Below are 25,650 nucleotides of genomic sequence, written 5' to 3'. Positions count from 1 at the left end.
CAGCCCCATCAACACCGTGGAATGGGTGGTTTAGTGGTGACTGAGACACTACGCTATGCGTCCATCGCCCTCATCGGGCTAATCTTATTGGGGCTCGGAGTATGGTTCTACCACTCCTATGCTCCAAGCCTCGCGAAGCCCTTCGACAAGAATCCAGTCGAATGCAACGGAAGCAAGTATGGGATCCCGCCATCTTATCTTGGAGAAATCGTTAGCGTTAAAGGATACATACACTATAGGAACGGTACTGTGATTGAACGCGACGGAGGGGTATGGAGGATCCACGTTATAAACGATGCCTGCAGGGACGGCTACGCAGAGGTGGTTATTGAGTCAAGCCTCCTACCGGCCCCCATGACCTACAACCTGACCCTAGACCAGCTCAGCAGCCTCCTGATCTCATCGCTTGACTTGCCAGCCATATACGGGCATCCCAGCAGTGCAGTAACCGGGCTCGGCCCAGCGCAGGCCCTCCAGATCAGCCTGCCCCCCAGGATAGTGGCAGGGTCAGACAACCAGTCGTACTACTACCAGTTCAACTCATACTACTATCACCCAGCAACCGGTTTACTCTTGAAGATAGAGTCACAGAGCATATTCGGAGTAGGAAACAACTCCACTGCGCCAGATCTAATCCTGCAACAGGCTACCGTTGATGACGTTCACTCGGCGACTGGTCCAAGCGGTGGGTTCGAATCCTACTCTAGGAGCGTGGAGCTGGGGGTCGCGGTCTCCATAGTCTCGGCCGCCTACATAGTTATAGGCCTCATACTCTTAGGATATGGTGTGGCTAGGCTTATAGCCTAGCCCGTCATAACTGATAGGGCGAGGAAAACTATACTTGTTATTATTATCAATATAATGCTAGGGCTGAGGACTTCCCTCGGCCTCATCAAAGCCCTTATGAAGACAAAGCCTAGAACAGTAGAGCTTCCAACCGCTAGGAATGATGCCGCCACCCTGGGATAGTCTGGGGAGGCCCCCGTTACCGAGTAGAGTAGTTTCGTGAAGTAGGCGCTAGCCGCAAGGTGGGATAGGAAGCCTGCGGAGAACAGGCCTGCTACGAAGCCGGAGATGGGGTTGAGCTTCATGTCTCCCGGCTGACCTGTTACCGCTAAAACTAGCCAGGCTATCCCCCCGGAGATCATCGCGGCTAGTATTGCTGAAGCGTATGCCTTGAAGGGCTCCCTCTTCCACGCAAAGTATGCTGGAGCGATATAGGTTGGTATTCCCGCTGCCATAGAGGCGAGGAGGGGGGAGCCTGTGGCTCTGAGCGTGGCATATGCTAGTATAGCGGCTAGTATTATGCTCCCTGTTCCAACTATTGGCTTCCTACTCCTCCTCGGCTGCTTTGATATGTTCAAATCAATACACCCACTTCAACGACCATGCCGCCTACAAGCCTCCATGCCTTTATATCAGAGGGCGAGGCTATGACCCATATATATGGCCACCTGCGCATGCCGTCAATATCTGTCCTGCTCGGAGCCGGCTCTCCGCATGGGTGGGTGTGGAATACTCCTAGAAGGCTTAAACCGTACTTGTCGGCCGCTGTGAATGCTACTACAACATCCCATGGGTCACCGGTGAATGCTGCCGGACTCCCCATGATATTTGATAACGGCATGTATAGCTGGACGACCCTGCCCCTTCCAAAGAGGAGGCCTATATGCTCACTCTGGTCACGGGCTAGCTGTTTGAAGAGTTGCGATAAACCCCTAATATCCAGTCCAACATCTCCAACATCTACTCCAGCCATACGAGCCTCGCCCGCATAGCCGGGACCTCTAGGATCGCCACGCTGGGCTTGGAGAGCCAGCCTCCCGCCTCTCCCGGGTTTAGGACGAGCACCCCCCTCCTATACGCTATCTCAGCCCTGTGGGTGTGCCCGTATAGTATGGCGTTCCATCTGCCAGAGTCTGCCAGGCTGTATACTATATTCCTGGTCTCCTCGGGGGAGCCGTAGCCGTGGAGGAGCAGGATCTTCGCCCCCTCCAATTCTATCGTGTATGGAGGGTCCCTTATCCCTGCCCCGTAGAGGTCTGCTATCCTCTTGAGGCCGAGCTTCTCCCCGCAGTTGTTGCCGTATACTGCTTCAACCCTAGCCTTAGCCCGCCCCGCCAGCTCTGCGAGGGTGAAGGGGGATACTATGTCTCCTAGATGGACGATTAGATCGACTCCCTCCTCATTGAAGATTTCAGCCGCCCTCCTAACATTGTCTAGGTTGTCATGTGAGTCGCTGATGACTCCCAGCTTCACAGTCCCACCAATATTATTATTATTCGAGTAGAGGGCTATTAGGTGATCGGTGTATTGGAGTGGCGTCTAAGCCTAGAGTGTTCGTTACGAGGCAGATCCCTGAGCCCGGGCTTAATAGGATTAGAGAGTACTACGAGGTCGATGTCTGGCCCGAGTACACTCCTCCCCCATACGAGGTCCTACTCTCCAAGGCGAAGGAATACGATGCCCTGGTAACACTCCTAACCGATAAGATCGACTGCAACCTAATAGAACAATCGCAGCCGAGGCTCAGGATAGTAGCACAGTACGCGGTCGGCTACGACAACATAGACTTGGATTGCGCAACCAAGCACGGAGTCTATGTGACCAACACGCCAGGGGTGCTGACAGAGGCTGTGGCCGACTTCACATGGGGCCTCATACTCGCGGTGACCCGTAGGATTGTTGAAGCAGACCAGTTCGTGAGGAGTGGGGAGTGGTATAAGACTAAGACGGGCTGGCACCCGCTAATGATGCTTGGATTCGAGGTCAACGGCAAGACTCTCGGCATCATAGGTATGGGCAGGATAGGGAGAGCCGTCGCCGAGAGGGCTAAGGGGTTCAAGATGAGGATACTATACTATGACACGAGGCGGCTCCCGGAGGATGTGGAGAAGGAGCTTAACGCAGAGTATGTTCCACTCGAAACCCTCCTAAAGGAATCCGATATTGTAAGCATACATGTCCCCCTAACGGAGAAAACCTATCACCTAATAGGAGAGAAGGAGCTAAGGATGATGAAGCCGACAGCGTACCTCGTCAACACAGCCCGGGGTAAGGTGATCGACACCAATGCCCTGGTGAAAGCCTTGGAGGAGAAGTGGATCGCCGGGGCCGCCCTAGACGTATTTGAAGAGGAGCCTCTGCCTCCAGACCACCCTCTAACAAAGTTCAAGAACGTGGTGCTGGCACCCCATCTGGGAAGCGCCACCACTGAGACGAGAACGAAGATGGCATTGCTCGTAGCCGACAATCTAATAGCATTCTACAAGGGAGAAGTGCCCCCAACACTTGTAAACAAGGATGTTGTGAACGTTAGGAAGCCCGGCTTCCACTAGCTCGAAGGGTGCCGCGGGTATGAGTGAGGACAGGGCTAGAGAGTATGAGGAGGCCCTAAAAAAGCTCAAGGAGCTGAAGGTGGGCGATCTTACTAGGCTCTGGATAGAATACGACAAGCAAAACGATATATTATACATCGTCTTCGGCGACGAGGAGCCCGACGAGAGCATAATGCTGGAGGACGACGTCGTACTCAGCCTTAGAGGTGACAAGCTCGTCGGGATATCGATTTACAATTTTTCAAGGAGAGCAAATATATAGAATAACACCTTAAATCTTTCTTGTTATGATTAATCGATTTACGAGATTAGAAATATTATCCCTAGTCTCACCTAAAAGTGAAACAGTGGAAATCTAGGTGAGTGGAATATTGTTGCATGATAAAGCCGTGACAATTATACTCCTAACTATAATGATTATAGCTCCAATGACATCACTAGTATCAGCAGGGCAAGTATCCGTTCAAGGACAAGTCACCGGCCAAGTCAATCTAGGCCAGACTCATAGCGCTGTGGACCTCCAACTATCCGCGACCGCCAACGAGTCATCCAACGCAACTGGTGCCCTCAAAATAGAACTCACCGCATCAAGCGATCACACTAATATCTCTGGCCATGGGAGCGCCAATATAACGCTCGAGGCTGAGGATGCTCCAGACTTTAACCTAAGCGTGCTAGGCGCTGCGGACTTCAACTCCGGCAACTACACATTAACAGCACAGATTCAAATCTACGCCAACTTATCCAGTGGTGGAAACACAACTTACATGATGCAGTCCATTTCCCAACTACCCTCCAAGGAAGAGCTACCTGTAATAGCCTCAGCCCTCGGAGGCATAATGGTAAACCCGCCCCAGCCGCCCATGATCAACTATACGGGTAGCATGATCTTCACACTCAACCTCAGCTACCAGAAGACTGGGTGGATGAGTGGGTTGAGCGGCCACACAGAGGAGGAGGCTAACGGGGCATTCAAACTGACAAACGGTGCCTTAATGATCGGAGTGCCAGGCGACATAGCGGGGACCATAACACTCCACGGCATTAGCAATACAGTCAATGGAACCACGACGTCGGACTCTACCATCAATATAACCTTCAACAGCGGCAACCCCCAGGTGGACCAGCTGGTGGCCCAGCAGGTATACATGTATCTGCAATTCTATATCTATAATGGTTACAACACTAACGTCACACTACAGCTGGTTGGCACCTCAATTATAATAACAAGGCACACCGTGAGCCAATTTTACGCGATAAACCTCCCAAGTATGCCAAATATACCCGGTAATATTCCTGGGATGGGTCCCTTCGGAAACATAACAATCCCCGAGGTAGGCAATGCTACCGTTATACCAGTATTCTATGAGAACGCAACCGGTCATGCGGCCTACAGTCTATCTATCAGGGGAGAACCCGACAAGAATGACATCGCGGTCAGCGGGATGTTCACAGGGTTCGTGAGTGGGATAAACCCTGACTCGACGCCCTTCTTCCCCACAGCGGTGGCCCTTAACGGGCAACTCAACGGAAACACTGCTAACCTAACAATACACCTAGAGGGTGACGGTGACCCCTCGATACCCTTCCTCATGGTCAAATCAATGCTTCTATTATTCCAGGGCCCTGGCTGTAGTATCATCAACATCAACGTTGCAATACAGACAGATGGGAGCGTGCACTTCTATAACGTGGCAACCGGGGAGGACCTAGGCACCTCTCTAACAGTGACGTGCGAAAACCTGGCGTTACTGAGGCATATTATTGTGGCGGAGGAAGGTGCCCTCGTCAATTCCCCCGCCATGGGAGTTATAAAAATCAATGGCGGAGGCGTAGTAACGCTTGGGATAGAACCGTTAATGCTTGCAAAAGTCTTAGAGGTCAACTCTACTAAGGTGGTAGTGAGCACTGGAGATGCGATACTAGCGGCGCCGAAGGCCATTCACATGATAACTGGAGGTGGACGCATTGTAGTAGTCTTGCTCGACCAGACCGTAATAAGGGGTAAGCTAGAGTTACAGTCCCTTGGCATGGACGAGGCCAACAACTTGGCGTCCCAATACGGTTACACTGCTCTTGGCCCTGGAGTAAAAGTTAACGGTATCGCTAAGGGTTCCGTGTCAATAACCCTCCCCCTGAAACAAGAAGCCAGTAATGTAGCAGTACTCGAAATAAGTGAGAATGGTTCCACCAAGCTGATAACGGACGTATATGTACACCCCAACGGTACAATTACTTTCACGGCTAATAGCTTTTCCTCATTCATACCCGTAGCACAAGCCCAGACTACAACGACCACTACACAGTCGACGACGAGTACCACATCCACTTCAACTACAGGAACAGGAGGCTACACAACCACCACTACAAGCCAGACAAGTACGAGCCAAACAAGCGGTACGACGACGCACTCAACCTATACCACTTCAACAGTAGGAGGCACCACGGGCCAGGGAACAACCACTACAGGCGCTGGTGGAGGCTCGGGTACGAGTTCAACAGGTCAGACCAGCGTGACTGGTACAAGTGGTGGAGGCTCGAACGCGGGCCTCATAGCAGGAGCGGTAATAGTTATAATAATAATTATAGCTGCAGCCTTCTATGTAATGAGGAGGTAGCCTAAATATACTGAAATATCCCATTATTTTTTATAGCAATACTGACAGGCATATATTCTATTCTCCACCCATAGGCACGTAAACGGGGAAGCCGCGTGGCCAAGAGGGTTAGGATCGTATTATTTGACATGGATGGTGTCCTGGCAAACATTCACAGCAGCTGGGAGTACCTTCACTCGTACTTCGGAGTACTAGATGAGGCTAGGAAGGTCATGAAGGAGTACGAGGAGGGCAGGTTCGACTATATTGAATGGATGAGGAGGGACACGAGCCTCTGGCTAAAAAAGAAGGAGAAAATACACATAAAAGAGCTAGTCAAAGCGTTCGATAGGGTAGAATTAAACCCGGAAATACGCCTAGTAGGACCAGAGCTCCACAAGAGAGGGATCATAATAGGCATTGTATCCGGAGGCATTGATCTCCTAGCCCGGAGGGTTGCCAGGGAGCTCGGAGCCGATGTCTGGATAGCTAACAGGCTGGTATTCGACAAGAGAGGATACCTTAAACCGGGAGGTATACCGCTTGTAGGCGTTGACAAGACTAGGGCTGTTAGGAGGATCCTTTCAGAGTACGGGATTCCCGGGGAGAACGCGATGTTCGTCGGAGATAGCAGGTGGGATGCTAGTGCTATGAGGATTGTGGGCTACCCGGTGGCATATGGTGATAAGTGTAGCGTGCTCGATGGTATAGTGAAGTGTAGGGTGAGGAGGCTCTCCGAAGTAGTTAGCTTGGTGGATGAGATTGAAAAAACAGGGGATTGCCCCAGCTTTAGGGTCTAGGCCTCCTTAATGAACTGTACTAGGGCGTCAGTGTATTCGGTGGTCTTGACTGGCTCCACGCCCGGCATGTGCCTTGCTAGGTCGTAGGTTACGATCTTGTTCTCTATCGCCTTCCTTATCGCGTTCTCTACGAGGGGCCTAACCTCCCTCCAGCCCATAACATCTGCTACTAGCAGCACGCCGCTTAGGATCTCTGCTGTCGGGTTGATCACGTTCTTCCCAGCATACTTGGGGGCGGTTCCGTGGACGGGCTCTCCCACGGCTATGCCGTCTCCAAGGTTGAGGCCTGCGGCCATTCCTATTCCTCCTACTAGGGCGTTTGCCTCGTCGCTGATGTAGTCTCCGTTCAGGTTGGGTGTAACGATTAGCTGGTAGTCCCATGGCCTCGTTATTATCTGTTGTAGCATGTTGTCGGCTATCCTGTCGTTTACTAGTATCTTGCCCTCAGGTAGCTCTCCATTATACTTGGACCAGAGCTCGTCCTCGGTCACGACATAGTCCCGGAACTCTTCAAGGGCTACCTCGTAGCACCACTGCCTGAACGCGCCCTCAGTGTACTTCATAATGTTACCCTTGTGCATAATAGTGACCCTTGTGAGGCCGTGGCTTACTGCCCACTCCATAGCCCTCCTCATATGCCTCTTAGTCTTGAACTCGCTGATAGGCTTGATACCGATCCCAGAGTCCTCTGGTAGCTCTACTCCAAACTCCTTCTTGAGGAACTCCCTGATCTTCCGGGCCTCCTCGCTGTCCTTCGGCCACTCTATACCTGCGTAGACGTCCTCAGTATTCTCCCTGAATACTACGAAGTTTACCTTGTCGGCATACTTGTGGGGGGCTGGCTGGCCATACCACTTTACAGGTCTAATGTTACTGTAGAGGTCCAGGCTCATCCTTATAGCGACGTTGAGGCTCCTGAAGCCACTACCCACAGGGGTGGTTAGGGGTCCCTTGAGGGCGAGCCTCGTCATCTTTATCGCTTCAAGGGTGGCGTCTGGTAGGAGTACCCCGCACTCATTCTTCGCTTTTTCACCAGCAAGCATCTCCCACCATACTATCTTCCTCTTCCCACCGTAGGCTTTCTCGACTGCAGCGTCGAGTACCTTCCTCGCTGACGCCATTATCTCGGGGCCTATCCCGTCTCCCTCGATGAATACCACTATAGGATTGTCGGGAACCACCAGCTTCCCGTTCTCCCACTTCGCCAGCTGCCCCTCGCTTGGAGGTTTAAGCTCCTCCTTTGAGCAGGCGTAGGTTGTCATGGTGATAATCCACCTCAATCTAAGAGGTCAATATAAATAAGTATATATGGGTGGTTAGATAGGTGGTATTGTTACTTCTCAAGGAGCCTCTTAAGACTCCTCATGTAGGGCGGGTATGCGATCCCCTTCTCGGTTATAATAGCAGTGATGTACCTGGGGGGAGTTACGTCGAAGCTGGGGTTGTATACGTTCACGTCTGGGAGGGTTATAGGGTATTTGCCCATAACCTTCCGTACTTCCTCGGGGCTTCTCTCCTCTATAACAATGCTCTCCGGGTCCGTGACGGGCTGTATCGTGCTTGTTGGAGCGGCGACGTAGAATGGCTTCTCGTTATCCCATGCAGCTAGGGCCACCATGTATGTCCCGATCTTGTTCGCGGTGTGACCCGTTAGTATGATCCTATCGGCGCCAACGATTGCGAGGTCTGCCATCCCCTTCTTGAAGACTAGGCCGGGCATACCGTCCGTTATTAGGGTGAAGGGGATTCCCTCCTTCTTCAGCTCCCACACGTTAAGCCTGGCACCTTGGAGCACAGGCCTGGTCTCAGTTGTGATAACGTGTATCTTTTTACCCTCATACCACGCGTACCGTATCACTCCGAGGGCTGTTCCGAAGCCCGCTGTTGCGAGGGCTCCAGTGTTGCAGTGTGTGAGGATCGTGTCGCCATCCTCGATTAGCCTTGAGCCGATCCTGCCCATCTCCACATTATTCTTTATGTCCTCAACATATATTGTCAGGGCCTCGTTCAGCACTGCCTCCCTGATGGCGTCTACACCCTCCTCGCGGTGCTCCTCAACAACCCTCCAGACCCTGTCTAGTGCCCAGAAGAGGTTGAATGCTGTCGGCCTAGTCGAGGCCAGGTACTCCCTTGCCCTCCTGAGTCCTTCAATATAGTCGTCGGTGTTAGCCGCTGTAGTCTCAAGGGCTGCTAGTGCCATGGCGAATGCGGCTGAGACACCTATAGCTGGGGCGCCTCTAATCTCCATATCTCTAATAGCCTCTCCAACACGCCGGTAGTCTCTAGTCCTCCTATAGACTTCCTGGAAGGGTATGAGCCTAGTGTCGAGCCAGACGAACTCGTTCTTATCTAAGTCCCAGTAGAGGGGTTTTATCTTGAGGTACTCTTCAAGCTTCTCTAGCTCCTTCAAGGGGTTCAAATAGTCCACCTCGCCAAGTGTGTGATGAGAGGATTATCCGCGGTTTATATTATTGGGTTGGGGGATGGGTTTAGAAGTATTCTTCTTCCTCGGAGAGTAGCTTGGCGATTCTATCCCTCACCGCATAGAACACCGCTGCAACCAGCGCAATGCCTACTAGGATCAGTATATATGGTATGAGCCTCTTCGCCTTGGTAACGTTAGTAGGCTCCAGCGTTACTACGAGTTCCCCATTCATGGGAACAGATAGGGCTACAGAGTTGGGAAGATACCCCTTGGCTTGAACCTCAACCCTATAAGTTCCCTCCAGCAGTTTGGCGGTAACTGTCCCATCTGGGAGCGTAACTGATGAATATACCAGTGTATCGTTGGAGTTGTAGATCTGGACTATCGCTCCCTCCAGCGGCTTCGATCGGTCATTTACAACCTTCACGATTACGGTATAGTATTTGAGAGGCTTCGTCGCCACCTCCTTTTTAACCTCGGGCTTAAGGGCTACATCTATGATTTGCGGACCCCAAGAGGGGATGCTGGTTGTGTAGTTTTTGAAACCGCTAGCTTTAACCGTTAGATTGTATGAGACACCGTCCCAAACATAGAATGTGACTTCACCGTCTCTGCCCGTCACTCCGGTTAACGGGTAGGGTTTAACGTTCAATCCCAGGCTTGGCTCCACCAATATAGGATTCAGCGAGACGATAGCGTTAGCGATGGGGCCAGTCGTGATATTGGCTGGGTATGTCTCATTCTCGGCTGGAGGTGGTACACGGACTTTAACAACTATTTCTCTTAGAGCGAAATCGATCTCCTCCTTATACTCGGGGAATTGGACGGTGACGTTCTTCGATATATAGCCTAGGCCTGGAACGTAGAAGTTGAAGATATAATTGCCACTTTGTAGGTAGAAGTAGAAATTACTTGTATTAGCAGGGACAACTGCGACTAATTCGCCTGTAGCGGCATCGTATACTTCGAGCTTGCTCCCCGTGGGCAGAGCCTGCGCTTTAGAGCCCTCCGGCGTCAGATAGAGGATGTTTGACGCTACCGCGACACGTATTATGTCAAGGTTGCTTAACCTCAGCAGGTAGAATACAGATTTTTGGGATTGAAGCGCTGAGGCTACTATGAGGTTAGGGGTGAAGGCCTCTCCTATGAGCCCCTGGAGCCCGGTTTCTATGCCATCGTATCCGTAGGGACCCCTCCATAGGGGGATCAGCTCATTGCCTGCGATTTCAACTAACTGTATCCTCCCCGATGCTGTGGTTACTAGGAGATAGCCTCCCTCCAGGAATGATACTTTGGTTACACTTTGACTGTCAACCTGGAGCGTTGCCAGGGTGAGGTAGCGGTTTAGAGTAGAATTCCACTCTAACCAGTAAACCTGACCGCTACTCGTCCCTATGAATAAGTCTGCTCCGTTTGGAGAAGACGCCACGCTGGTTACAGAGGAGCCGACGTCAACCACCTCTACATACTTGTATGGGGTCGATATCTCCTGGGGGTATAGCTGGCTATCCACGAGGTAAAGGTAAACGTACCTGTCGACTCCCATTACGAGGAGGCCGGTGGCTTGAGAGGGCCAGCTCTCTGGCCTCGACTCATACTGGAAGTACTGGAATAAGTAGCTTCCCCCCACCCCTGGCAGGTTCTTTGGCTCGAGGAGCAGGGTCATCCACGCGTCACCGTTGGGGCCGTATGAAGGGTTGGGGGTTGGAAGAGTGTATGTCCTAACAGCTAATAGCAGGTCTAGGCTCGTTCTCGTTCATTAAGGATATGCCGTGGTACTCCATGCAATCAGTGATGGTCTCTCCATGCTCCTCTAAGACAAGTCTTCCCAGGTTGAGTGTTTTACCGGGCTTTACACTAAACACGCCAGAAACCCCAGAGTAGCAGGTCGAGTTAACGATCTCTCCATTCACCTTGTTCTTGACAGTCACGATATACGCTGCGAAAATGGACTGCTTAACAGGGTATAGGTGGCTTGCAGAGATAGAGGCGTTCCCAGACTCGTTGAGGGCTGTGGTGAAATTGTAAGGATAGTAAACTATACCATAGTATAGGTGGGCTTCTACTGTGAGATTCTCGTTCCCGTTAAGCTCTGTAGGCTCCTCGGGCACCGCTGGCTTTAGTTCACCATTCTTATCCACGTAATATGGGTATAATACCACGCTGCCATAGGCGCCTTCCTCCAAGTTCTCCACTATAGCTGCGAGCCTTGATGGACCATTATACCAGTAGCCGTTGCTCTTGAACGTAACAGGCATGCTGGCATCATGTATTGTAAGGTTGGGTATACTGCCAATTGGTCCATTCTGGGGGTTATCTCCTATCTCGAACCATCCAGGCTCAGGGAGCTTATAGATGTAGACGTAGCCCTCGATATCTAAAACATAGAGTGTTGACTCACCGTTAAGGGTCCCTACTCCCAGCCTCTGTATAGGCTTCCTAGCGGCCGTGAAATACGAGACTCGGAAGTCGGGGTTCTTTGCATTAATGGCTAGTACCTCGCCGGAGTCTGTTCCTACAACAAACCATCCCGGGCTATAGTAATCGTCGACAGCGAGGGCAGTCGCCTTCCCAATGATACTATAAGCCCATATCACGTCCGGCGGCTCCGCGGTCAAGTCTATAAGGGCGACGTAACCTGTCCCAGCAGCTAGAAGCTTCTCTTGCCCCGGGATAAACTCTATCACGGAGAGGTCTCTTGGACCAATGATTGAGTATTGCTTCATAGATGATACAAGCGTTGAGTTCTCAGTTATCTTGAATTGGCTGTCTGTCACGAATCCCCGAGCCGTTAGGGATGCTCCATAGGAGGCAGTCATAACGAGTATCACTATTAGAGCCTGGATTATCTTGGCAGTGCTTTTAGAACGCCCCTTTTTCTCCAATAAGTCCACCACGTCTTCTATACTTGTCGCCCTATAGTATAATATAATTCCTAATGTTGGGACCACTCATATAGAAAGGGTTCTCTACTCGACCCCTACTATTATTAATTAACCCGGAATAATCTGGTTTAGAATGGGTTACTGCCGGGGTAGACACTATTTTGCCGAGGTTCAAAGGGTTTAGGATCCGGAAAAAGCCTAGTGGTGAGGAGGAGAAGAAGAGGGAGGAGATCAGGCTAGAGGAGAAGAGGAGAGCGGATGAGGAGAGGAGGCTGTACGAGCGCTTAATCTCCCTAAGAACCGATTATAGGATACTGGAGAACTACCCCCTCTACGACCCCTGGGCTAGAGCCCTTATACTTGAGAGGAAGACGGATGGAAGCATAATCTACTTCGTGGATGAGATCCCCCTCACCGCCGAAGAGCAGGAGATCTATGACAGGATTATGGATATCCTTTATTGGGAGCTCGAGCCCGCCCCTAGCGGGGTAGACCCGATCGAGCATTTCAAGCATCAGGCCTCAAGCATAATCAAGAGGTTCGCGCTCCGGTTCAAGTCAACAATCCACCCGGGTATAAGCTGGGGAAAGGTAGAATACTATATTCTAAGAGACACTATCGAGTACGACGTGATAACTCCACTCATGAAGGACCCTGCGATAGAGGATATCAGCTGCGACGGTGTAGGAAAGCCTGTATACGTGTGGCACCAGAGGTATGAGAGCATACCCACCAACATAAGATTCACTAGAGAAGAGGACCTCGACTCCCTAGTAGTGAAGCTCGCGCACAAGGCTGGCAAGCACGTGAGCGTGGCTTTCCCCATAATAGACGCCATCCTCCCAGAGGGGCATAGGCTCGCCGCCACCTATAAGAGGGAGGTATCCCGCCACGGCTCCTCCTTCACCATCAGAAAGTTCAAGGAGAAGCCCCTAAGCATAGTAGACCTAATAAGGGGAGGGACCCTCTCGAGCGAGCTAGCCGCCTACTTCTGGAAGCTCATGGAGTACAATATGACCGGGCTAATAATGGGAGTCACAGGGGCTGGGAAGACAACCCTCCTAAACGCAATCGCCACCCTGCTGCGTCCAACTATAAAGATCGTGACCATAGAGGATACACCGGAGCTTAGGCTGACCCACGAGAACTGGGTTCAGCTGTACTCCAGGCCCAGCTACGGGTTCGAGGCGGGCCTGGCGGAGATCACACTCTACGATCTAGTAAGGGTGAGCCTGAGATACAGGCCAGACGTACTGATCGTTGGTGAGGTCAGAGGCGAGGAGGCGAAGGTCCTGTTCCAAGCAATAGCGAGCGTCTCATGGGACACGCCTATAGCGGTAAAGGACCTAGCGACAGGAGAGGTTAAGATAACACCTATCGGGGAATTCGTGGATAAGTTCTATGTTAGGGGCGAGGAGAGGATTGCGAAGAGCGCCTTAGGATACGAGGTCCTCACATTCGACGGGGAAGAGGTGAGGTGGGAGCCGATAGTATACGTGCTCCGCCATAGGGCAAGGGATCTCTACGAGATAAGAGCTGAGGATGGCCTGGTATTGAAGGCTACCGGGAACCACAGCGTCTACGTAGTGGATGAGGAGACCCTCGAGGTAAAGGAGAAGCCAGTTAGGGATCTCAAGCCGGGAGACCTCCTGCTATCCTTCGAAAAGAACCTCCTAGGAGAACCATGGGAAGAGGCTATTAAGGACTCCGAAATAGTAGAGGTCCAGCCAACTACAGGCTCTGAATCCCACATATACGCTGATAGAGGAGGTGATTCGAACCCGCATATTCAAAGCAAAACCCCTATGCAAGCCTTGGATAGGGGAGAGGCGGCTAGGACTGCATGGATTATGAGAATGCATGGGCTCCACACAGAATACGTTGAGGTAGAAGACGAGATTAACGTGAAGATTGAAGAGGGAAGGGGGGCTAGAATACCGGTGCGAGCCCTATCACGCCTCCTAGGAAGAGGGGTGGAGGCTGCTCTTGAGGCTGGGTTTGCCGACTCCGAGACAGCCTTGAAGCTGCTGGAGGATGTCGATGCTGGAAAACTCGGTGAGGAGGAGTACAAGCTGTTTATGAGAGTGAAGGTCTTCCTCCGGGAAGGACTACGCCCTGTCAGAGTGCTCGAAGTGAGCAGGATAGACGGTTGGGAGGGGTTCGTCTATGATATAAGCGTGTTGGGGAGCGAGAGGTTCTTCGGAGGCAATATACCGGTGCTCCTCCACAACACAGGGCACGGAGGAATAACAACAATCCACGCCGAGAATATCGATGCAGCCGTGAAGAGGCTCACAAGCCCCCCAATGGATATACCGCCAGGCTACATACCACTAATGAACTTCGCCCTAGCCATCAAGAGGGTGAGGCTCCCAACGGGTAGCGGGAGCCACCGTATAGTCAGGAGGGTCACGGAGGTCTGGGAGATCAGGGATTACGAGGACTACCCACTCGTGGCGCGCTGGGACCCCGCTACCAGGGAACACTACGTGAACCTGGAGGAGAGCATGCTAATCCCCAGGATAGCGGAGATGACGGGCCTAGAAGTATCAGAGGTACTCCGCGACATCAAGATGAGGGAGACCGTCCTCAAGTGGATGGCAGTGAAGGGGATAACACGATACGAGCAGGTATCAGCCAAGATAATGGAATACTATAGGAGGCCCGAGAAAGTATACAGGGACGCCACCAGGGAGCTCGAGAAGCTGGAAGGCTTCACTTGACGAGATAGGGGGCTGGTGAGGGGGATGCCGAGGCTCAACCTGAGAAGACCGCGGAAAAGAGTAAAGAAGCCAGCGAGAAAGGTATCCGCAAAAGAAGCAATAGACTACCTATCAATAGCCCTGTTCTCGAAATACGCTGACCGGCTCGTGAGAGCGTTTGAGCTCGACAAGCACCTTGCAGAGGCAGGGATCCTAACCTATCCCCTACTCTACGCGAGCAGAGGACTCCTATACACCACGATCTCAGCCATACTATCAATCTACGCCCTAATAATACTCGCACTCCTACCCATATCCCTCGCCCTAAAAGTGATCCTAGGCATAATAGTCCTAATGACCCCCCTCTTCATCTTCTCCTACATACTCGTCTACCCTGCAAGCAAGAGAGAGGGGAGGAAGAGCGGGGTCGAGACAGAGCTCCCCTTCTTCGCAGCATACCTCACCACGATGGTCAGGGCAGGAGTACCCGTAGCTAAGGTTATCGAGAGGACAGCTCAGCTCAGAATATTCAAAGCCATTAGGCGGGAATCCCAGATGATAATGAGGAACATAACCCTCCTAGGCAAAGACCCGCTAGACGCAATAGAAGAGAACGCCCTAGAGCACCCCAGCCCCAAATACAGGGACTTCATGCTAGGCTACGTTACCAGCGTAAGGACGGGAGGGGACGTACTACACTACCTCGAGATAAGAACCCAGGACATATTCGCGTCGAGGATGAACGAAATGAGGATGATCGCCGAGAAGATGAGCATGTTCACCGAGATCTATGTGACTCTAGCAGTCATAATGACCCTCGTCTTCTACATATTCTTCACCATCCAGTCAATATTCCCCGCCGGCCCCGGAGGAGGAGTAGCACAGCTAGCACTATTCAGCTTCGTATTCCTCCCACTCCTAACAGTACTCCTACTCTGGATGATACACTCCAGCCAGCCAAAATCCCCCATAGAGTACAAGCGTCCATACAGGGCGATGCTCTCAATAGGACTACCCCTATCAATAGCAACATTCTCCCTACTATTCACACTCACGGGAGCATACAAGCTACTACAAGGAGAGGAAATAAACTACAAGAACATAATGTCGCTGACAACAACACTCAGCTTCACACTCATAGCACTAAGCCTACCACCAGCAATAATACACACCACTGAAGCCAGGAAAACAAGGAGAATAGGAGACGCGCTCGCAGCATTCCTCAGGGACCTAACAGAGGTAAGAAAGACCGGCTTGAGCCCAGAGAAGAGCATAATAATGGTAGCAACAAGGGGATACGGCCCCCTAGACCCCATACTCAAGAGAATATACACTGCACTAACCCTAGGACTAGAACTCGAGAAGGCAGTGGCAAGAGCCCTCAGGGGATACAAGGACTGGCTCCTCCTCGCAAACATGAGATTCCTAGTAGACTCGATCTCGGTAGGAGGTGGAAGCGCCGAGACCCTGGAGAGCCTGGCAAGATACGCTTTCAATCTAACAGAGCTGGACAAGGAATTCAAGAAGAGGCTCAGGAGCTTCATAGCAATGCCCTACATGGGAGCAGTACTAGTAGCAGCATCAAGCATGCTAGTACTAGGATTCACTTCGAAAACACTCCTCATAGGAGGTGGCCAGGCAACCACCCCCATCCCAAGCATGGGAGGAGCAAAAATAACCGCCGAGGATATGGCCATGGTTGCACTACTCCTCGCGCTAGGCTCTACCTTAAACTCTTGGCTAATGGGTATAGTAGCGGGGAAGATCCAGGATGGAAAAATAGCGGCAGGCTTCATACACGGGATAATACTAACCCTCATAACCCTAGCAACAGTAGCCCTAACCCTCAAAGGTATACAACTACCAACAGCCACACCATCCCAGCCGACAGCTGGAGCAATCATACCTGAAGGATTCCTAGCCCAAATCCTCATAGGGCAATAATAAATTATTCCGAGAGCCTCAAAAGGAGAGATTTAACAAAGAATATAAGGAGAGATTTAACAAAGAATATCCCAACACTTATAATCAACATCACCACAATAGACAATCCTGATAAGAGTGGTGACTGGTGGTGAGGAGGAGGGGTATTTCCCCGGTTATTGCTACCGTGATCATTGTGGCTGTTGCGATCGCGATTAGTATTGCGGTTGCTGGCTGGCTCTTCGGCGTATTCGGTGGTGTAAGCAAGACAGAGTCCCTGAAAATATTCCCAGACAGCTACATCGATGTAACCAACAAACAGCTCGTGCTACACGTGCAGAATGTAGGTGGCTCACCAGCCCAAATATACAAGATAGAAGTAAGCGGTTCTGAGATAACTACTGCGACTGTTACTACATCATCTCAGGGTGCAGCTACTACCACAACATCTCTTCCAGTTATTATTAAGCCAGGCGAGGATGTATACTTAAAAGTCCCACTCTCAGGTATCACGGCTGCGTCTGGTGTTGCGTATAGTGTCACTATTTATACTGAGGCTGGTAACGTATACACCGCCACAGTATACGGGAAGTGATCCTTATTAAGCTATTTTTCCTTTTATCTGTTTTTTTGGAGGTTGTAGTAGTACAATGGTTGCTGGTAGGAGGGGGGTATCGGCTGTACTGGTGGAGCTTATTCTTGTCTCAATTGCTTTGGCTATGAGTATATCGTTTATAGGTTATGTTATGGGTTGGTTTAGCTTCAGCACTTCTAGCACTCAGAGTATAAGGGTTTATCCAGATAGTTATATTGAATTAAATTATCAGGATAATACTGTATGTGTCCATCTACATGTATATGTTAATTATAAGCCCTATGTTATTGTAAATGAAATATTACTTCATAATACGAGGCAATCAAGCGTTGAGGTATTGGGCTTGGAACAGGGGAATGCGACGGTGAATGGGACCAAGATTATTTTATATGATGGTATGAAGGGATGGATTAAGGCATGTTACGGGGATCTAACTCCCGATAAGGTGCCTGAGGATTATCCTGGAAGGATAGAGGTCAATATAGTAACTAGTGAAGGATTTCTTATGAAGGGTGCTGTAAAAATAGAGGAGGTTAGCTAGTAGTTCATATTTTGAGGCCGAATGCTTGCCTCACTAGCTGTCTAACGATTGTTAGCCTCTGGATCTCGTTGGTTCCCTCGTAGATCGTGGTTATTACTGCGTCTCTTAGGTACCTGGCTACTCCTGTCTCCTCGTCTACTCCTACTCCTCCGTGTATCTGTATAGCCTGCCTGGCTATCCATTCGGCTGCTTCTGTTGCGAATGCTTTGGCTAGGCTTGAGGCTATTACGAATTCTCTCCTTCCCTGGTTTGCTAGGCTTGCTGCCCAGTATGTTAGGAGCCTTGCTGCCTCGAGCTTGATGTACATGTCTGCTAGCTTCTGCACTATCATCTCGAATGTGATGAGCTGCTGGCCGAATGCCTCCCTCTGGAGGGCGTAGTTTAGGGCTTGCTCGAATGTTGCCTGTGCTATCCCGACTGCCTGTGCGGCGATCCCGATCCTGGTGTGGTCGTAGGTTGTCACTATGTATTTGAATGCCTGGTTCTCCTCTCCTATGAGGTTCTCGGCTGGTACCTTGACCTCGTCTAGGATTACCTCGTAGGGTTGCTCTCCCCTCATTCCTATGACGTTGAACCTCTGCCCTATCTTCAAGCCGGGGGTATCCCGCTCGACTACGAATAGGCTTATACCGTACCATCTCTTCCCAGTCTCCTTGATGGCCTGCTCTATAGGCATTGTTCTAGCGGAGACTACGAAGTAGTCCGCCTTCTCGGCGCCGCTTATGAAGATCTTTCTCCCACTGATTATGTAGTGGTCGTTCTCCTTCCTCGCCTTTGTCTGTATGCCTGCAACGTCGCTTCCTGCTACGGGCTCTGTGTTAGCGTGTGCCCCGAACGCCTCTCCCCTGGCGATGGGGGGTATGTACTTCTTCTTCTGCTCCTCGTTGCCGAATAAGAGTATTGGTATGCCGAATAGGTGGTTTACGCCAATCGCTACTGCGAGGCTTGGCACCGCCCTGGCTACCTCCTCGGTCAGTATTGCTACCAGGAGCTGGCCTCCTCCCTGACCGTCGTATTCTTCAGGTATGCCTACTCCGAAGAAGCCCTGCTGGGCGAACTCCTCGAGTATCTCTTTGGGTATCTCGTTGTTCTTCTCTATCTCCTGCCAGCGCGGCATGACCTTGTTCTCAACGACCTCCCTGACCGCCTTCCTGAACAGCTCGTGCTCCTCGGTTATGTTGATCTTAAAGTCTTCAACGCTCTTGAACGGGAATACCACTTCTATAGCCCCTCCTTTAGTTCTACAGGTCTGTTTATTGAATTGTGGGAAATGGGTGTTTTCAGTATAAGTGTTAGCCCGTATAGTCTTCTCTCATGCCTGGTATTAAATAGGGGCCCGGTAAGCATACAAGCTGTCCATGAGGGCTTCTAGGATCTCTTTCTCCAGGGGGATTCGATTTGGAGACTAAAGAGAGGGAAAAACGAGTTTGATTCGGGCGGGCTCACGGTTATTCTATTTCCTCTTCTTCGAACTCTTCCGCTTCCTCTGTTGGGGGCATCGCCTCGAATATAGAGCCCACCAATAGGCCGAGTGCCCCGATGATCATTAGGATTGCTGAGGCGGTGAACCTAGCTATTGCGGGACCTATGCTCCCCTTCGCAGCTAACTTCTCCACGTAGAGGTCCCACCCGTATGTCCATGTGGTTATGAATACTAGGAATCCTATTAGACCCAGTATTATAGATCCCGTGTATACTAGGTAGGCAGGCGTCTCCGTCTCCCTGTATAGCACGTAGGATCCTACAGCCATGAGCGCCCATGGTAGTATGACTGTGAGGGCTTTGAGGGCGTTAGAGTAGCTTCTCAGGTGGAGTGCGCTTGCAGCGTTGGCCCCTGGGTTGCTGATGTAGGTTGATACTGCTTTTTGGGTTAGAATGGTTGCGACGATAGCTATTATTGCGACTATTCCGGTGAAGCTGTATGCTAGCTTAGCGTCCCAGCCCATCATTAGGCTAGCTAGGTATGCTAGCAGTATTCCTGATAGGAGCAGCAGTACTGCTATTAGGGATAGGTGGTGGGCTTCATTAGTCCAAGCCGCTGTTGGGACTGTTGGGGTGATTAGGGGTCCCTTGAATCCGCTTATCACGCTGACGTCTAGCTGTTTCACTATAGGGTATTTGATCGTATACTCGTTCAGTAGCCTCTCTGTGACAACGTTTTGGAAGTAGGATGCGTCCAGGAAGGCTAGTGAGAAGAGGAGCAGCGCTACTCCTTTCACAGCCTGCTCTCTTATCCTATAGGCATATGATAGAGCGAATATTATTAGGGATACGATTAGTAGGCTGAACCCCACCGTGTAATAGGTCATTAATCCAACCAACAAGGCTCTCTAACCCATCCCACTATTATAGAGGGGTTTAAGCATATAACGATTGAGGAAAGGAGAAGACGCCTTAAGAGGAGAGCTCCTCCAGTATCTGATCCCTCCAGAGGGGGATATCTGATAGTTTTACAGTATATATCACTCCATCTATATCTATGATTGACTCGCTGCCCAGCTCCTGGATGAGTTTCTCGGCCTCCTCACCACATAGGGTTCTGCCAGCTTTTTCAAGCGAGAACCTCATAGTATGCCCGTTATACAGTATTCTAAGCTTGTAATCCCCGTAATCGCCCACAAAGAAAACTATTGACTCGCTCGAAACATGCTTGTCGAGCTCCGCTTTGAGACCTGATAGCGGACCCCTGTATATAGTCTCTGCATGAGAAGATACTGTTAGACTGGCTAGTACGAGGCTGTCACATAGGACCTTACTTCCCTTGAAAACGCCGCCAGCCCTCCTCTCGTGACCCTCTCCCACATGCTTTACAGCTTCCCCGGTTTTCTCCTCTGCCACAGGAGGCCTCTCTACACTTCTAGGCTCTCCCCGCCCCACTGCCGGCGCCACGGGTTTCTCCTCTTGAACGGTCGCTTTTTCGGGGCCTTGTTGACGCTGCACCCTGGCTGGCGGAATGGGCTTTTCAACAGTTATCTCTGCAGTTTCAGTTGGTTGTGCAGGCTGCGCTTCAGCCTCTCGGCGGGGTGCCCTCCTGATATACACTGGACATCTCCTATAGTTGCCTTTACAGGGGTAGCGGAGGATTGATACTTTCTTGTTGAGGAGCATACATTTTGCGACTGTGCCCTTTACCCATTCAGCGTAGGGACAGACCACCTAATCCACCTCAGCAGCCCCCGCGGGCTTCCGTATAATCATTCCTACCTTAAGTTGTTTGTTTGTTGAAGCTTAAATTAATAGGCTTTTGGATGAAGGGGGTTTAGCCTACATGAGTCCTGATTGACCCACGTAGGCCTTGGTGCGCATCAACCTCAACCTCCATGGGGGTTCATTAGGGGTGTATCATTGGTCTTGCACCCTTTCGGGGCAACCCCACTCCTTCTCAGGATTGGGAGATTGTGCTCCTCCCAAACCATCACCGGGGGAAATCCCCACATCCTTAGCCATTCGGGTTATCCATCAGTCCCAGCTTCATCAAATGCTACATTTACCTACCAAATATTTAACAGTTTTGCTAGGCGAGATTGTATTAGAGTCTGTGTCCATCCGGGTATGGGGTCCTAGGTTTTTCATACATGTGTTTCGTTGCAGATGCTCTTCAACTTCTCAATGGTGGATCCTGGAATGCTTGGTGCAGGCACCTTTATTATTGTATTATTGTATTTTAATGCTTCCTGGTATAGCCATGAGTCTGCTTCTCCAACCGGCTCTCCTTTATCATCGACTGCTATGATGGCTATCGACCCGTTCTTTAGCAGGCTTTCAGCCAGGATGATGGATTGGGGATCTACCGCTGCCCCTTCACCCTTCTGAAGTATTACTGATATGTTTACGCCCATCCATGTTACAGCGTATTGCGTGAATGGTGATCCAGCAACACCCAGTGCTCCCTTGTAGTGGTCCCTGCACTCGTCTAGACTCTGTAGTTGCTCGAGTATTACTTGTAGGTTGGATTGTATCTCCTCCTTGCACTGGGGGAGGGCTGCCTCTAGTTTTTCCGCGACTCTACTAATGTAAATCCTGTAATTGTCTGGATCATAGATGGGCATGTGGGGATTTACGCCGTCTCCCGGGATCTCATAGTACTTTATCCCTTCTAGCCTCGGGATCTCTATTAGCTTATCGTCGAGGCCCAGGTTTCTTAGCTGTAATTCGTAGGATGTGTGTCCAGAGCTTACGACTACAAGCGCTTTTCTCACTATTGACGCTGATTTCGCGTCTAGATTGTATTGGTGGGGGTCTACTCCAGGGGGTATTAATGAGATCACCTCTACATTGCACTCCTTTACTAGGTATTCAAGATCGTATTTGAGGGGTTGGAGGGTGGCGACTATAGTGGGCTGCGTGTTATTGTGGACTGTTGTAAGGGCGTAAACTGCTACTGCTATGACTACTAGTGATACTAGTATTAATGCTATGATCTCTCTAGTCTCCATCTTTTACCACCACAAATTGAATGTGCATAGTCTTATCAGCTATAAAGCGTTGACGTGCACGGGTTTCCAGTGATAATACAGGTTATTCCCGAATGTATAAACATCCTAAGTATTGCTCTAGGTAATTATACCATAGTGCACATTAAACGATAAATACAGTGGAGTAAGAGTGGAAGTGTGCACGGTGGCGGTGGTGCGCATATCATTCGATGGAGTCGAGTACGAGGTAGGCGGAGAGAAGATACTAGAGGATATAAACTTATCAGTGGATGGGCCGGGTCTAGTCCAGGTGCTGGGCCCCAATGGAGCTGGGAAGACGACCCTCCTTAGGATAGCTGCTGGACTGTTAAAGCCGAGTAGGGGCAGGGTTGAAGTCTGCGGCGTAGACGCTACGGGAAGCCCGCGGCGTGCGGGGAAGTGCTTGGGGTATGTTCCCCAGAGGCCTCCGATATCCAGGTATAATCCTATGACTGTTCATGATTTCCTCGCGACTAGGGCTTCCTTGCGGAGGAGGTGGCCCAGGCTATTCAGCAGGCCTGCGAGGGTCGAACTCCTCAGGCTTCTCGAGAGGGTAGGTCTCCCGGGTGAAGTACTGTCTAAGAGGCTTTGGGAGCTCAGTGGAGGCCAGTTGATGAGGGTATTCATTGCTAGAACCCTTATGGGTGATCCCGGGATACTCCTTCTTGATGAGCCGCTGTCCCCTATTGATCCAAGGGGTAAGAGGGAGTTTGCCCGGCTCCTAGGCGAGCTTGCAGAGTCGAAGCTGGTTGTGGTTACGAGTCACGATCCGCTCCTACTAGAGAGGTACACTAAGGTTGTGGTGCTCCTCAACAGGAGGATTTATGCGGTGGGCCCGCCAAGCACTGTGTTGGTTAAGGATGTGCTTGCCAGGGTTTATAGTGGTGCTATCATTGAGGTTGAGAGGCACATTCACATCGTGGACGAGCATGGGGGTGTTAGTCTGTGAGAATGTATACGACTCTAGCATCGCTACTCCTAATCTTAATAATAATATTGGCGTGGGTGATCGGGGTAGAGTATAATCCTTACTGGGTACTTGTAATGGCATCTAGCGGTATAGTATTCGGAGCCCTCAGTGTCATGGTATATTCTAGAAGGCTAATGTACATGGCTGCCGCTTCTCCTCATAGTGCGTTTCTCGCGGCATCCCTCTCAATACCTTTATCGCTATCGCTTGGATTATCTATGGACGTCTGGATGCTCCTGGTAGGTCTCCTCTTGATCTATCTTGTCGGTCTCCTAGCGTATAAGGGGATGGATTCCGATGAGGCTACGAGTTTATTCGTTGGGTTCTCAGCGAGTGGGGGAGTTCTGGCATCATACTATGTGTTAACCCACTACCCGTTCTCATCTAGCATCGTTGCAGTAGTATTCGGTGACCCTCTCCTAGCATCTAGGAGTGATGTAATAATATCAGTCGCTACGGCTATCGTTCTTCTACTATTCGTATACACAGCGGTCGGCGAGATCGTCTATATTGGGGCAGACTTGGATGATGCATTACTATCAGGGCTAAGGGTGTGGCTATACGACCTCGCCTTCTATACTGCTATAGGAGTATCGGTGCTTGTTATGGTTAAGTTGGTTGGCTTTATACTAGAGCACGTCCTTATCTTACTCCCCGGGCTAACAGCGCACTACGCGACCAAAGGCGTATATAAGACTCTAACATTAAGCATACTTGTAGCCTTGTTCTCCTCCATACTTGGACTAGCGCTGGCAGTGGTTCTGAACCAGAGCCCATCCGCGATGACGGGGATGATACTGGTAGGAGCCTTCATAACCGCGTATATTGGGGGGTGGAGAAGGTGAAGAGGAGGTTCGGTATAAGCATAGACGAGTCGATAGCCAATACGCTAGAGGTTCTATCACACCAGACCGGCGTGAACAGGAGCAAGTTAATAGAAGAAGCCCTTAAAGGCTACCTTGAACATCACAGCCACCTACTAGTCCCCCACACGTGTAAGGGTATCCTAGTCGCCAGATGCCCCAACAGGAGCCTCCTAGCAGGAGTCTCCGAGCAGTACAAGGAGATCATAAAAGCATGGCTTCACTCCCACCTAGACGGCGAGTGCATGGAAGCATTCTTCGTCGAAGGGGACTCCGCAAAAATACGGGACCTATACTCCTCAATATTAAAGAAAGGATGTAGTTGCCGCTACGTTCCGGCGGAAAGCCTACCCCAAGACAGGAGAAGTGATTAAGCGTCCAACTCCCCTTAAACTAATCAATCCGACAATCTATACGCCTGGGAAATGAGTCGATGAGGCTTCTATGGCGAGCATGGTATATCGGCAGCCTACTATTGGTATGGAGTCTGGCGGAAGCCTACGTATCAAGGGATCTAAAGGGATCCTACTCTGCAAGCCTAATAGTTGCCGCCTGGGGGGTAACATGGTTCGCATCCAACGCTGTTTTCATAAAACACACGCTGACACCATCCTCCAGGAGGAAGCTGTACGCTATCTCAGCCCTAGCCGCTGTCACATCTCTAATTACTCTACACTATGCATCGCATAAGGTGGTCGGAGCACTAGCAGCCTATCTACTATCGACCTCATCGCTAGCAATAGCGACAACCGCAAGCGTCGCCTCAATACTAAGGGGGAGTATAGTGCACGACCTCGGAGCCCACATAGCGAGGCTAAGAATCTACCCCGGATTAACCCATGCCCTAATGGCATTGTTATTCAAGCTAATAGACCCCGCATTCTCCCTGCCAGTCCTAGTCCTACTCGTAGCGGTTCCCTCCGCGATCATGATACTCTCTGAGAAGCCGCCAATCATACCAGCAGTAACGATAGAGGTTTTCGACAGGTTTACAAGCCTACTCCTAAAAGGAGAGTACATTAATAATGGGTCACCTAGGATACCATTCTCGCTAATAGCCTTAATAATCTCTGCCTTATCGGTTGCCAAGCTCCTATATCTCCCTAGAGCAATGGGAGAGGTAGGAGTATATCATGCTCTCGTAGTCTACGCCACTGCTCTAGTCATGGGGGCATTCGTCGGAGCCTACTACAGGTCTCCGATAGCGATGCTGATACTAATGGGGGCTGCTGCCGGATCGACAATAATATCCCTTCACCCACTAGCTACTCTCTTCTTCATGGTGGCCTCCCTCGCCTACATAGAGGTTTACGCGTTCATTTCAACCGCTCTCATAACCCCTACTAGAATCCCCCTTCTATCATGGAGGATTGGATTATCGATGATGGTGATCTCAATCATATACTTACTCGTAGTAGTCCTGTGTGGTGGGTGCAGTATCATATTTTAATTAACTAGTGAGTGAAAATAAATTATTGATATGAAATAGATTGAATAACATATTGATTAGTAGGTTTGAAATATTAGTGTTCTCGTTCATCCATTTCAAAGGATACT

The 25,650-nt window shown here is 50.6% G+C and carries 24 protein-coding genes; 13 read left to right on the top strand and 11 right to left on the bottom strand.

The genetic code is table 11. The features are described 5' to 3' along the window. Nucleotides 1-36: 36 nt before the first annotated feature. A complete protein-coding gene (locus tag ACZ47H_RS04510; protein WP_464932506.1) occupies nucleotides 37-807 on the top strand; it encodes a hypothetical protein in 771 nt (256 codons plus the stop codon). Here the strand turns inward: ACZ47H_RS04510 and ACZ47H_RS04505 are convergent. The 3 genes from ACZ47H_RS04505 to ACZ47H_RS04495 are packed head-to-tail and all read right to left on the bottom strand — an operon-like array spanning nucleotide 804 to nucleotide 2,259. Continuing rightward, nucleotides 804-1,364 (bottom strand): hypothetical protein, encoded by a 561-nt coding sequence (locus ACZ47H_RS04505; protein WP_464932505.1) that lies wholly within the window; start codon nucleotides 1,362-1,364, stop codon nucleotides 804-806. The two genes, ACZ47H_RS04510 and ACZ47H_RS04505, sit on opposite strands and share 4 nt — an antisense overlap. Then, complete coding sequence (locus tag ACZ47H_RS04500; RefSeq protein WP_464932504.1) at nucleotides 1,361-1,759, bottom strand: M67 family metallopeptidase; 399 nt, start codon at nucleotides 1,757-1,759, stop codon at nucleotides 1,361-1,363. Before ACZ47H_RS04500 ends, ACZ47H_RS04505 begins: the two co-directional genes overlap by 4 nt. After that, nucleotides 1,747-2,259 (bottom strand): metallophosphoesterase, encoded by a 513-nt coding sequence (locus ACZ47H_RS04495; RefSeq protein WP_464932503.1) that lies wholly within the window; start codon nucleotides 2,257-2,259, stop codon nucleotides 1,747-1,749. The genes ACZ47H_RS04500 and ACZ47H_RS04495 overlap by 13 nt, the downstream gene beginning before the upstream one ends. A gap of 59 nt (nucleotides 2,260-2,318) precedes the next feature. Here ACZ47H_RS04495 and gyaR point away from each other — a divergent pair, with 59 nt between their 5' ends. The 4 genes from gyaR (at nucleotide 2,319) to ACZ47H_RS04475 (ending at nucleotide 6,735) form a co-directional block, all read left to right on the top strand. Continuing rightward, on the top strand, nucleotides 2,319-3,338 hold the full coding sequence (gyaR, locus tag ACZ47H_RS04490; protein WP_464932502.1) for a glyoxylate reductase: 1,020 nt from the start codon (nucleotides 2,319-2,321) through the stop codon (nucleotides 3,336-3,338). A gap of 19 nt (nucleotides 3,339-3,357) precedes the next feature. Then, nucleotides 3,358-3,600, top strand: a complete 243-nt coding sequence (locus tag ACZ47H_RS04485) for a DUF2283 domain-containing protein (RefSeq protein ID WP_464932501.1) — start codon at nucleotides 3,358-3,360, stop codon at nucleotides 3,598-3,600. A 112-nt stretch (nucleotides 3,601-3,712) separates the two neighbouring features. Next, nucleotides 3,713-5,956: a hypothetical protein gene (locus tag ACZ47H_RS04480; protein WP_464932500.1), complete on the top strand. Its 2,244-nt coding sequence runs from the start codon at nucleotides 3,713-3,715 to the stop codon at nucleotides 5,954-5,956. Between the two features lie 95 nt (nucleotides 5,957-6,051). After that, nucleotides 6,052-6,735 carry an HAD-IB family phosphatase gene (locus tag ACZ47H_RS04475; protein ID WP_464932499.1) on the top strand — a complete coding sequence of 228 codons (684 nt, stop codon included), beginning with the start codon at nucleotides 6,052-6,054 and terminating at the stop codon, nucleotides 6,733-6,735. Here ACZ47H_RS04475 and ACZ47H_RS04470 read toward each other — a convergent pair. The 4 genes from ACZ47H_RS04470 to ACZ47H_RS04455 all read right to left on the bottom strand — a co-directional run bounded on the left by ACZ47H_RS04470 (nucleotide 6,732) and on the right by ACZ47H_RS04455 (nucleotide 12,045). Continuing rightward, a complete protein-coding gene (locus ACZ47H_RS04470) occupies nucleotides 6,732-7,997 on the bottom strand; it encodes an NADP-dependent isocitrate dehydrogenase (protein ID WP_464932498.1) in 1,266 nt (421 codons plus the stop codon). The two genes, ACZ47H_RS04475 and ACZ47H_RS04470, sit on opposite strands and share 4 nt — an antisense overlap. Before the next feature lie 71 nt (nucleotides 7,998-8,068). Continuing rightward, nucleotides 8,069-9,154, bottom strand: a complete 1,086-nt coding sequence (gene mtnA / locus ACZ47H_RS04465; protein ID WP_464932497.1) for an S-methyl-5-thioribose-1-phosphate isomerase — start codon at nucleotides 9,152-9,154, stop codon at nucleotides 8,069-8,071. Between the two features lie 70 nt (nucleotides 9,155-9,224). Beyond that, nucleotides 9,225-10,826: an MSCRAMM family protein gene (locus ACZ47H_RS04460; protein ID WP_464932496.1), complete on the bottom strand. Its 1,602-nt coding sequence runs from the start codon at nucleotides 10,824-10,826 to the stop codon at nucleotides 9,225-9,227. A gap of 55 nt (nucleotides 10,827-10,881) precedes the next feature. After that, nucleotides 10,882-12,045, bottom strand: coding sequence for a hypothetical protein (locus ACZ47H_RS04455; RefSeq protein WP_464932495.1), 1,164 nt, complete (start codon nucleotides 12,043-12,045; stop codon nucleotides 10,882-10,884). A gap of 161 nt (nucleotides 12,046-12,206) precedes the next feature. Between ACZ47H_RS04455 and ACZ47H_RS04450 the strand changes: the two genes are divergently transcribed. The 4 genes from ACZ47H_RS04450 (at nucleotide 12,207) to ACZ47H_RS04435 (ending at nucleotide 17,806) form a co-directional block, all read left to right on the top strand. Beyond that, nucleotides 12,207-14,768 carry an ATPase, T2SS/T4P/T4SS family gene (locus ACZ47H_RS04450; RefSeq protein WP_464932494.1) on the top strand — a complete coding sequence of 854 codons (2,562 nt, stop codon included), beginning with the start codon at nucleotides 12,207-12,209 and terminating at the stop codon, nucleotides 14,766-14,768. A 24-nt stretch (nucleotides 14,769-14,792) separates the two neighbouring features. Continuing rightward, complete coding sequence (locus ACZ47H_RS04445) at nucleotides 14,793-16,691, top strand: type II secretion system F family protein (RefSeq protein ID WP_464932493.1); 1,899 nt, start codon at nucleotides 14,793-14,795, stop codon at nucleotides 16,689-16,691. Nucleotides 16,692-16,821: 130 nt separating this feature from the next. Continuing rightward, nucleotides 16,822-17,265 carry an archaellin/type IV pilin N-terminal domain-containing protein gene (locus tag ACZ47H_RS04440; RefSeq protein ID WP_464932492.1) on the top strand — a complete coding sequence of 148 codons (444 nt, stop codon included), beginning with the start codon at nucleotides 16,822-16,824 and terminating at the stop codon, nucleotides 17,263-17,265. Nucleotides 17,266-17,320: 55 nt separating this feature from the next. Further along, nucleotides 17,321-17,806 (top strand): hypothetical protein, encoded by a 486-nt coding sequence (locus ACZ47H_RS04435; RefSeq protein WP_464932491.1) that lies wholly within the window; start codon nucleotides 17,321-17,323, stop codon nucleotides 17,804-17,806. Nucleotides 17,807-17,810: 4 nt separating this feature from the next. Here the strand turns inward: ACZ47H_RS04435 and ACZ47H_RS04430 are convergent, their stop codons facing one another. The 4 genes from ACZ47H_RS04430 to ACZ47H_RS04415 all read right to left on the bottom strand — a co-directional run bounded on the left by ACZ47H_RS04430 (nucleotide 17,811) and on the right by ACZ47H_RS04415 (nucleotide 22,242). Beyond that, nucleotides 17,811-19,025 (bottom strand): acyl-CoA dehydrogenase family protein, encoded by a 1,215-nt coding sequence (locus ACZ47H_RS04430; RefSeq protein WP_464932490.1) that lies wholly within the window; start codon nucleotides 19,023-19,025, stop codon nucleotides 17,811-17,813. A gap of 229 nt (nucleotides 19,026-19,254) precedes the next feature. Next, nucleotides 19,255-20,115, bottom strand: a complete 861-nt coding sequence (locus tag ACZ47H_RS04425) for a hypothetical protein (protein WP_464932489.1) — start codon at nucleotides 20,113-20,115, stop codon at nucleotides 19,255-19,257. A gap of 85 nt (nucleotides 20,116-20,200) precedes the next feature. Next, nucleotides 20,201-20,962, bottom strand: coding sequence for a hypothetical protein (locus ACZ47H_RS04420; protein WP_464932488.1), 762 nt, complete (start codon nucleotides 20,960-20,962; stop codon nucleotides 20,201-20,203). 413 nt (nucleotides 20,963-21,375) lie between these two features. Next, nucleotides 21,376-22,242 (bottom strand): metal ABC transporter solute-binding protein, Zn/Mn family, encoded by an 867-nt coding sequence (locus ACZ47H_RS04415; protein WP_464932487.1) that lies wholly within the window; start codon nucleotides 22,240-22,242, stop codon nucleotides 21,376-21,378. A gap of 169 nt (nucleotides 22,243-22,411) precedes the next feature. Here ACZ47H_RS04415 and ACZ47H_RS04410 point away from each other — a divergent pair, with 169 nt between their 5' ends. Genes ACZ47H_RS04410 through ACZ47H_RS04395 form a run of 4 tightly spaced genes read left to right on the top strand, consistent with a single transcriptional unit; the run spans nucleotide 22,412 to nucleotide 25,543 of the window. Beyond that, nucleotides 22,412-23,209, top strand: coding sequence for a metal ABC transporter ATP-binding protein (locus ACZ47H_RS04410; protein WP_464932486.1), 798 nt, complete (start codon nucleotides 22,412-22,414; stop codon nucleotides 23,207-23,209). A 2-nt stretch (nucleotides 23,210-23,211) separates the two neighbouring features. Next, nucleotides 23,212-24,075, top strand: coding sequence for a metal ABC transporter permease (locus tag ACZ47H_RS04405; protein WP_464933951.1), 864 nt, complete (start codon nucleotides 23,212-23,214; stop codon nucleotides 24,073-24,075). Next, nucleotides 24,072-24,467: a CopG family ribbon-helix-helix protein gene (locus ACZ47H_RS04400; protein WP_464932485.1), complete on the top strand. Its 396-nt coding sequence runs from the start codon at nucleotides 24,072-24,074 to the stop codon at nucleotides 24,465-24,467. The genes ACZ47H_RS04405 and ACZ47H_RS04400 overlap by 4 nt, the downstream gene beginning before the upstream one ends. Before the next feature lie 59 nt (nucleotides 24,468-24,526). Further along, nucleotides 24,527-25,543: a hypothetical protein gene (locus ACZ47H_RS04395; protein ID WP_464932484.1), complete on the top strand. Its 1,017-nt coding sequence runs from the start codon at nucleotides 24,527-24,529 to the stop codon at nucleotides 25,541-25,543. The last annotated feature ends 107 nt before the right edge of the window (nucleotides 25,544-25,650 follow it).

The organism is Thermodiscus maritimus (genome assembly GCF_055382595.1).
The sequence above is the reverse complement of the archived record's forward strand: the minus strand, read 5'-3'. Positions and strand labels throughout refer to the sequence as shown.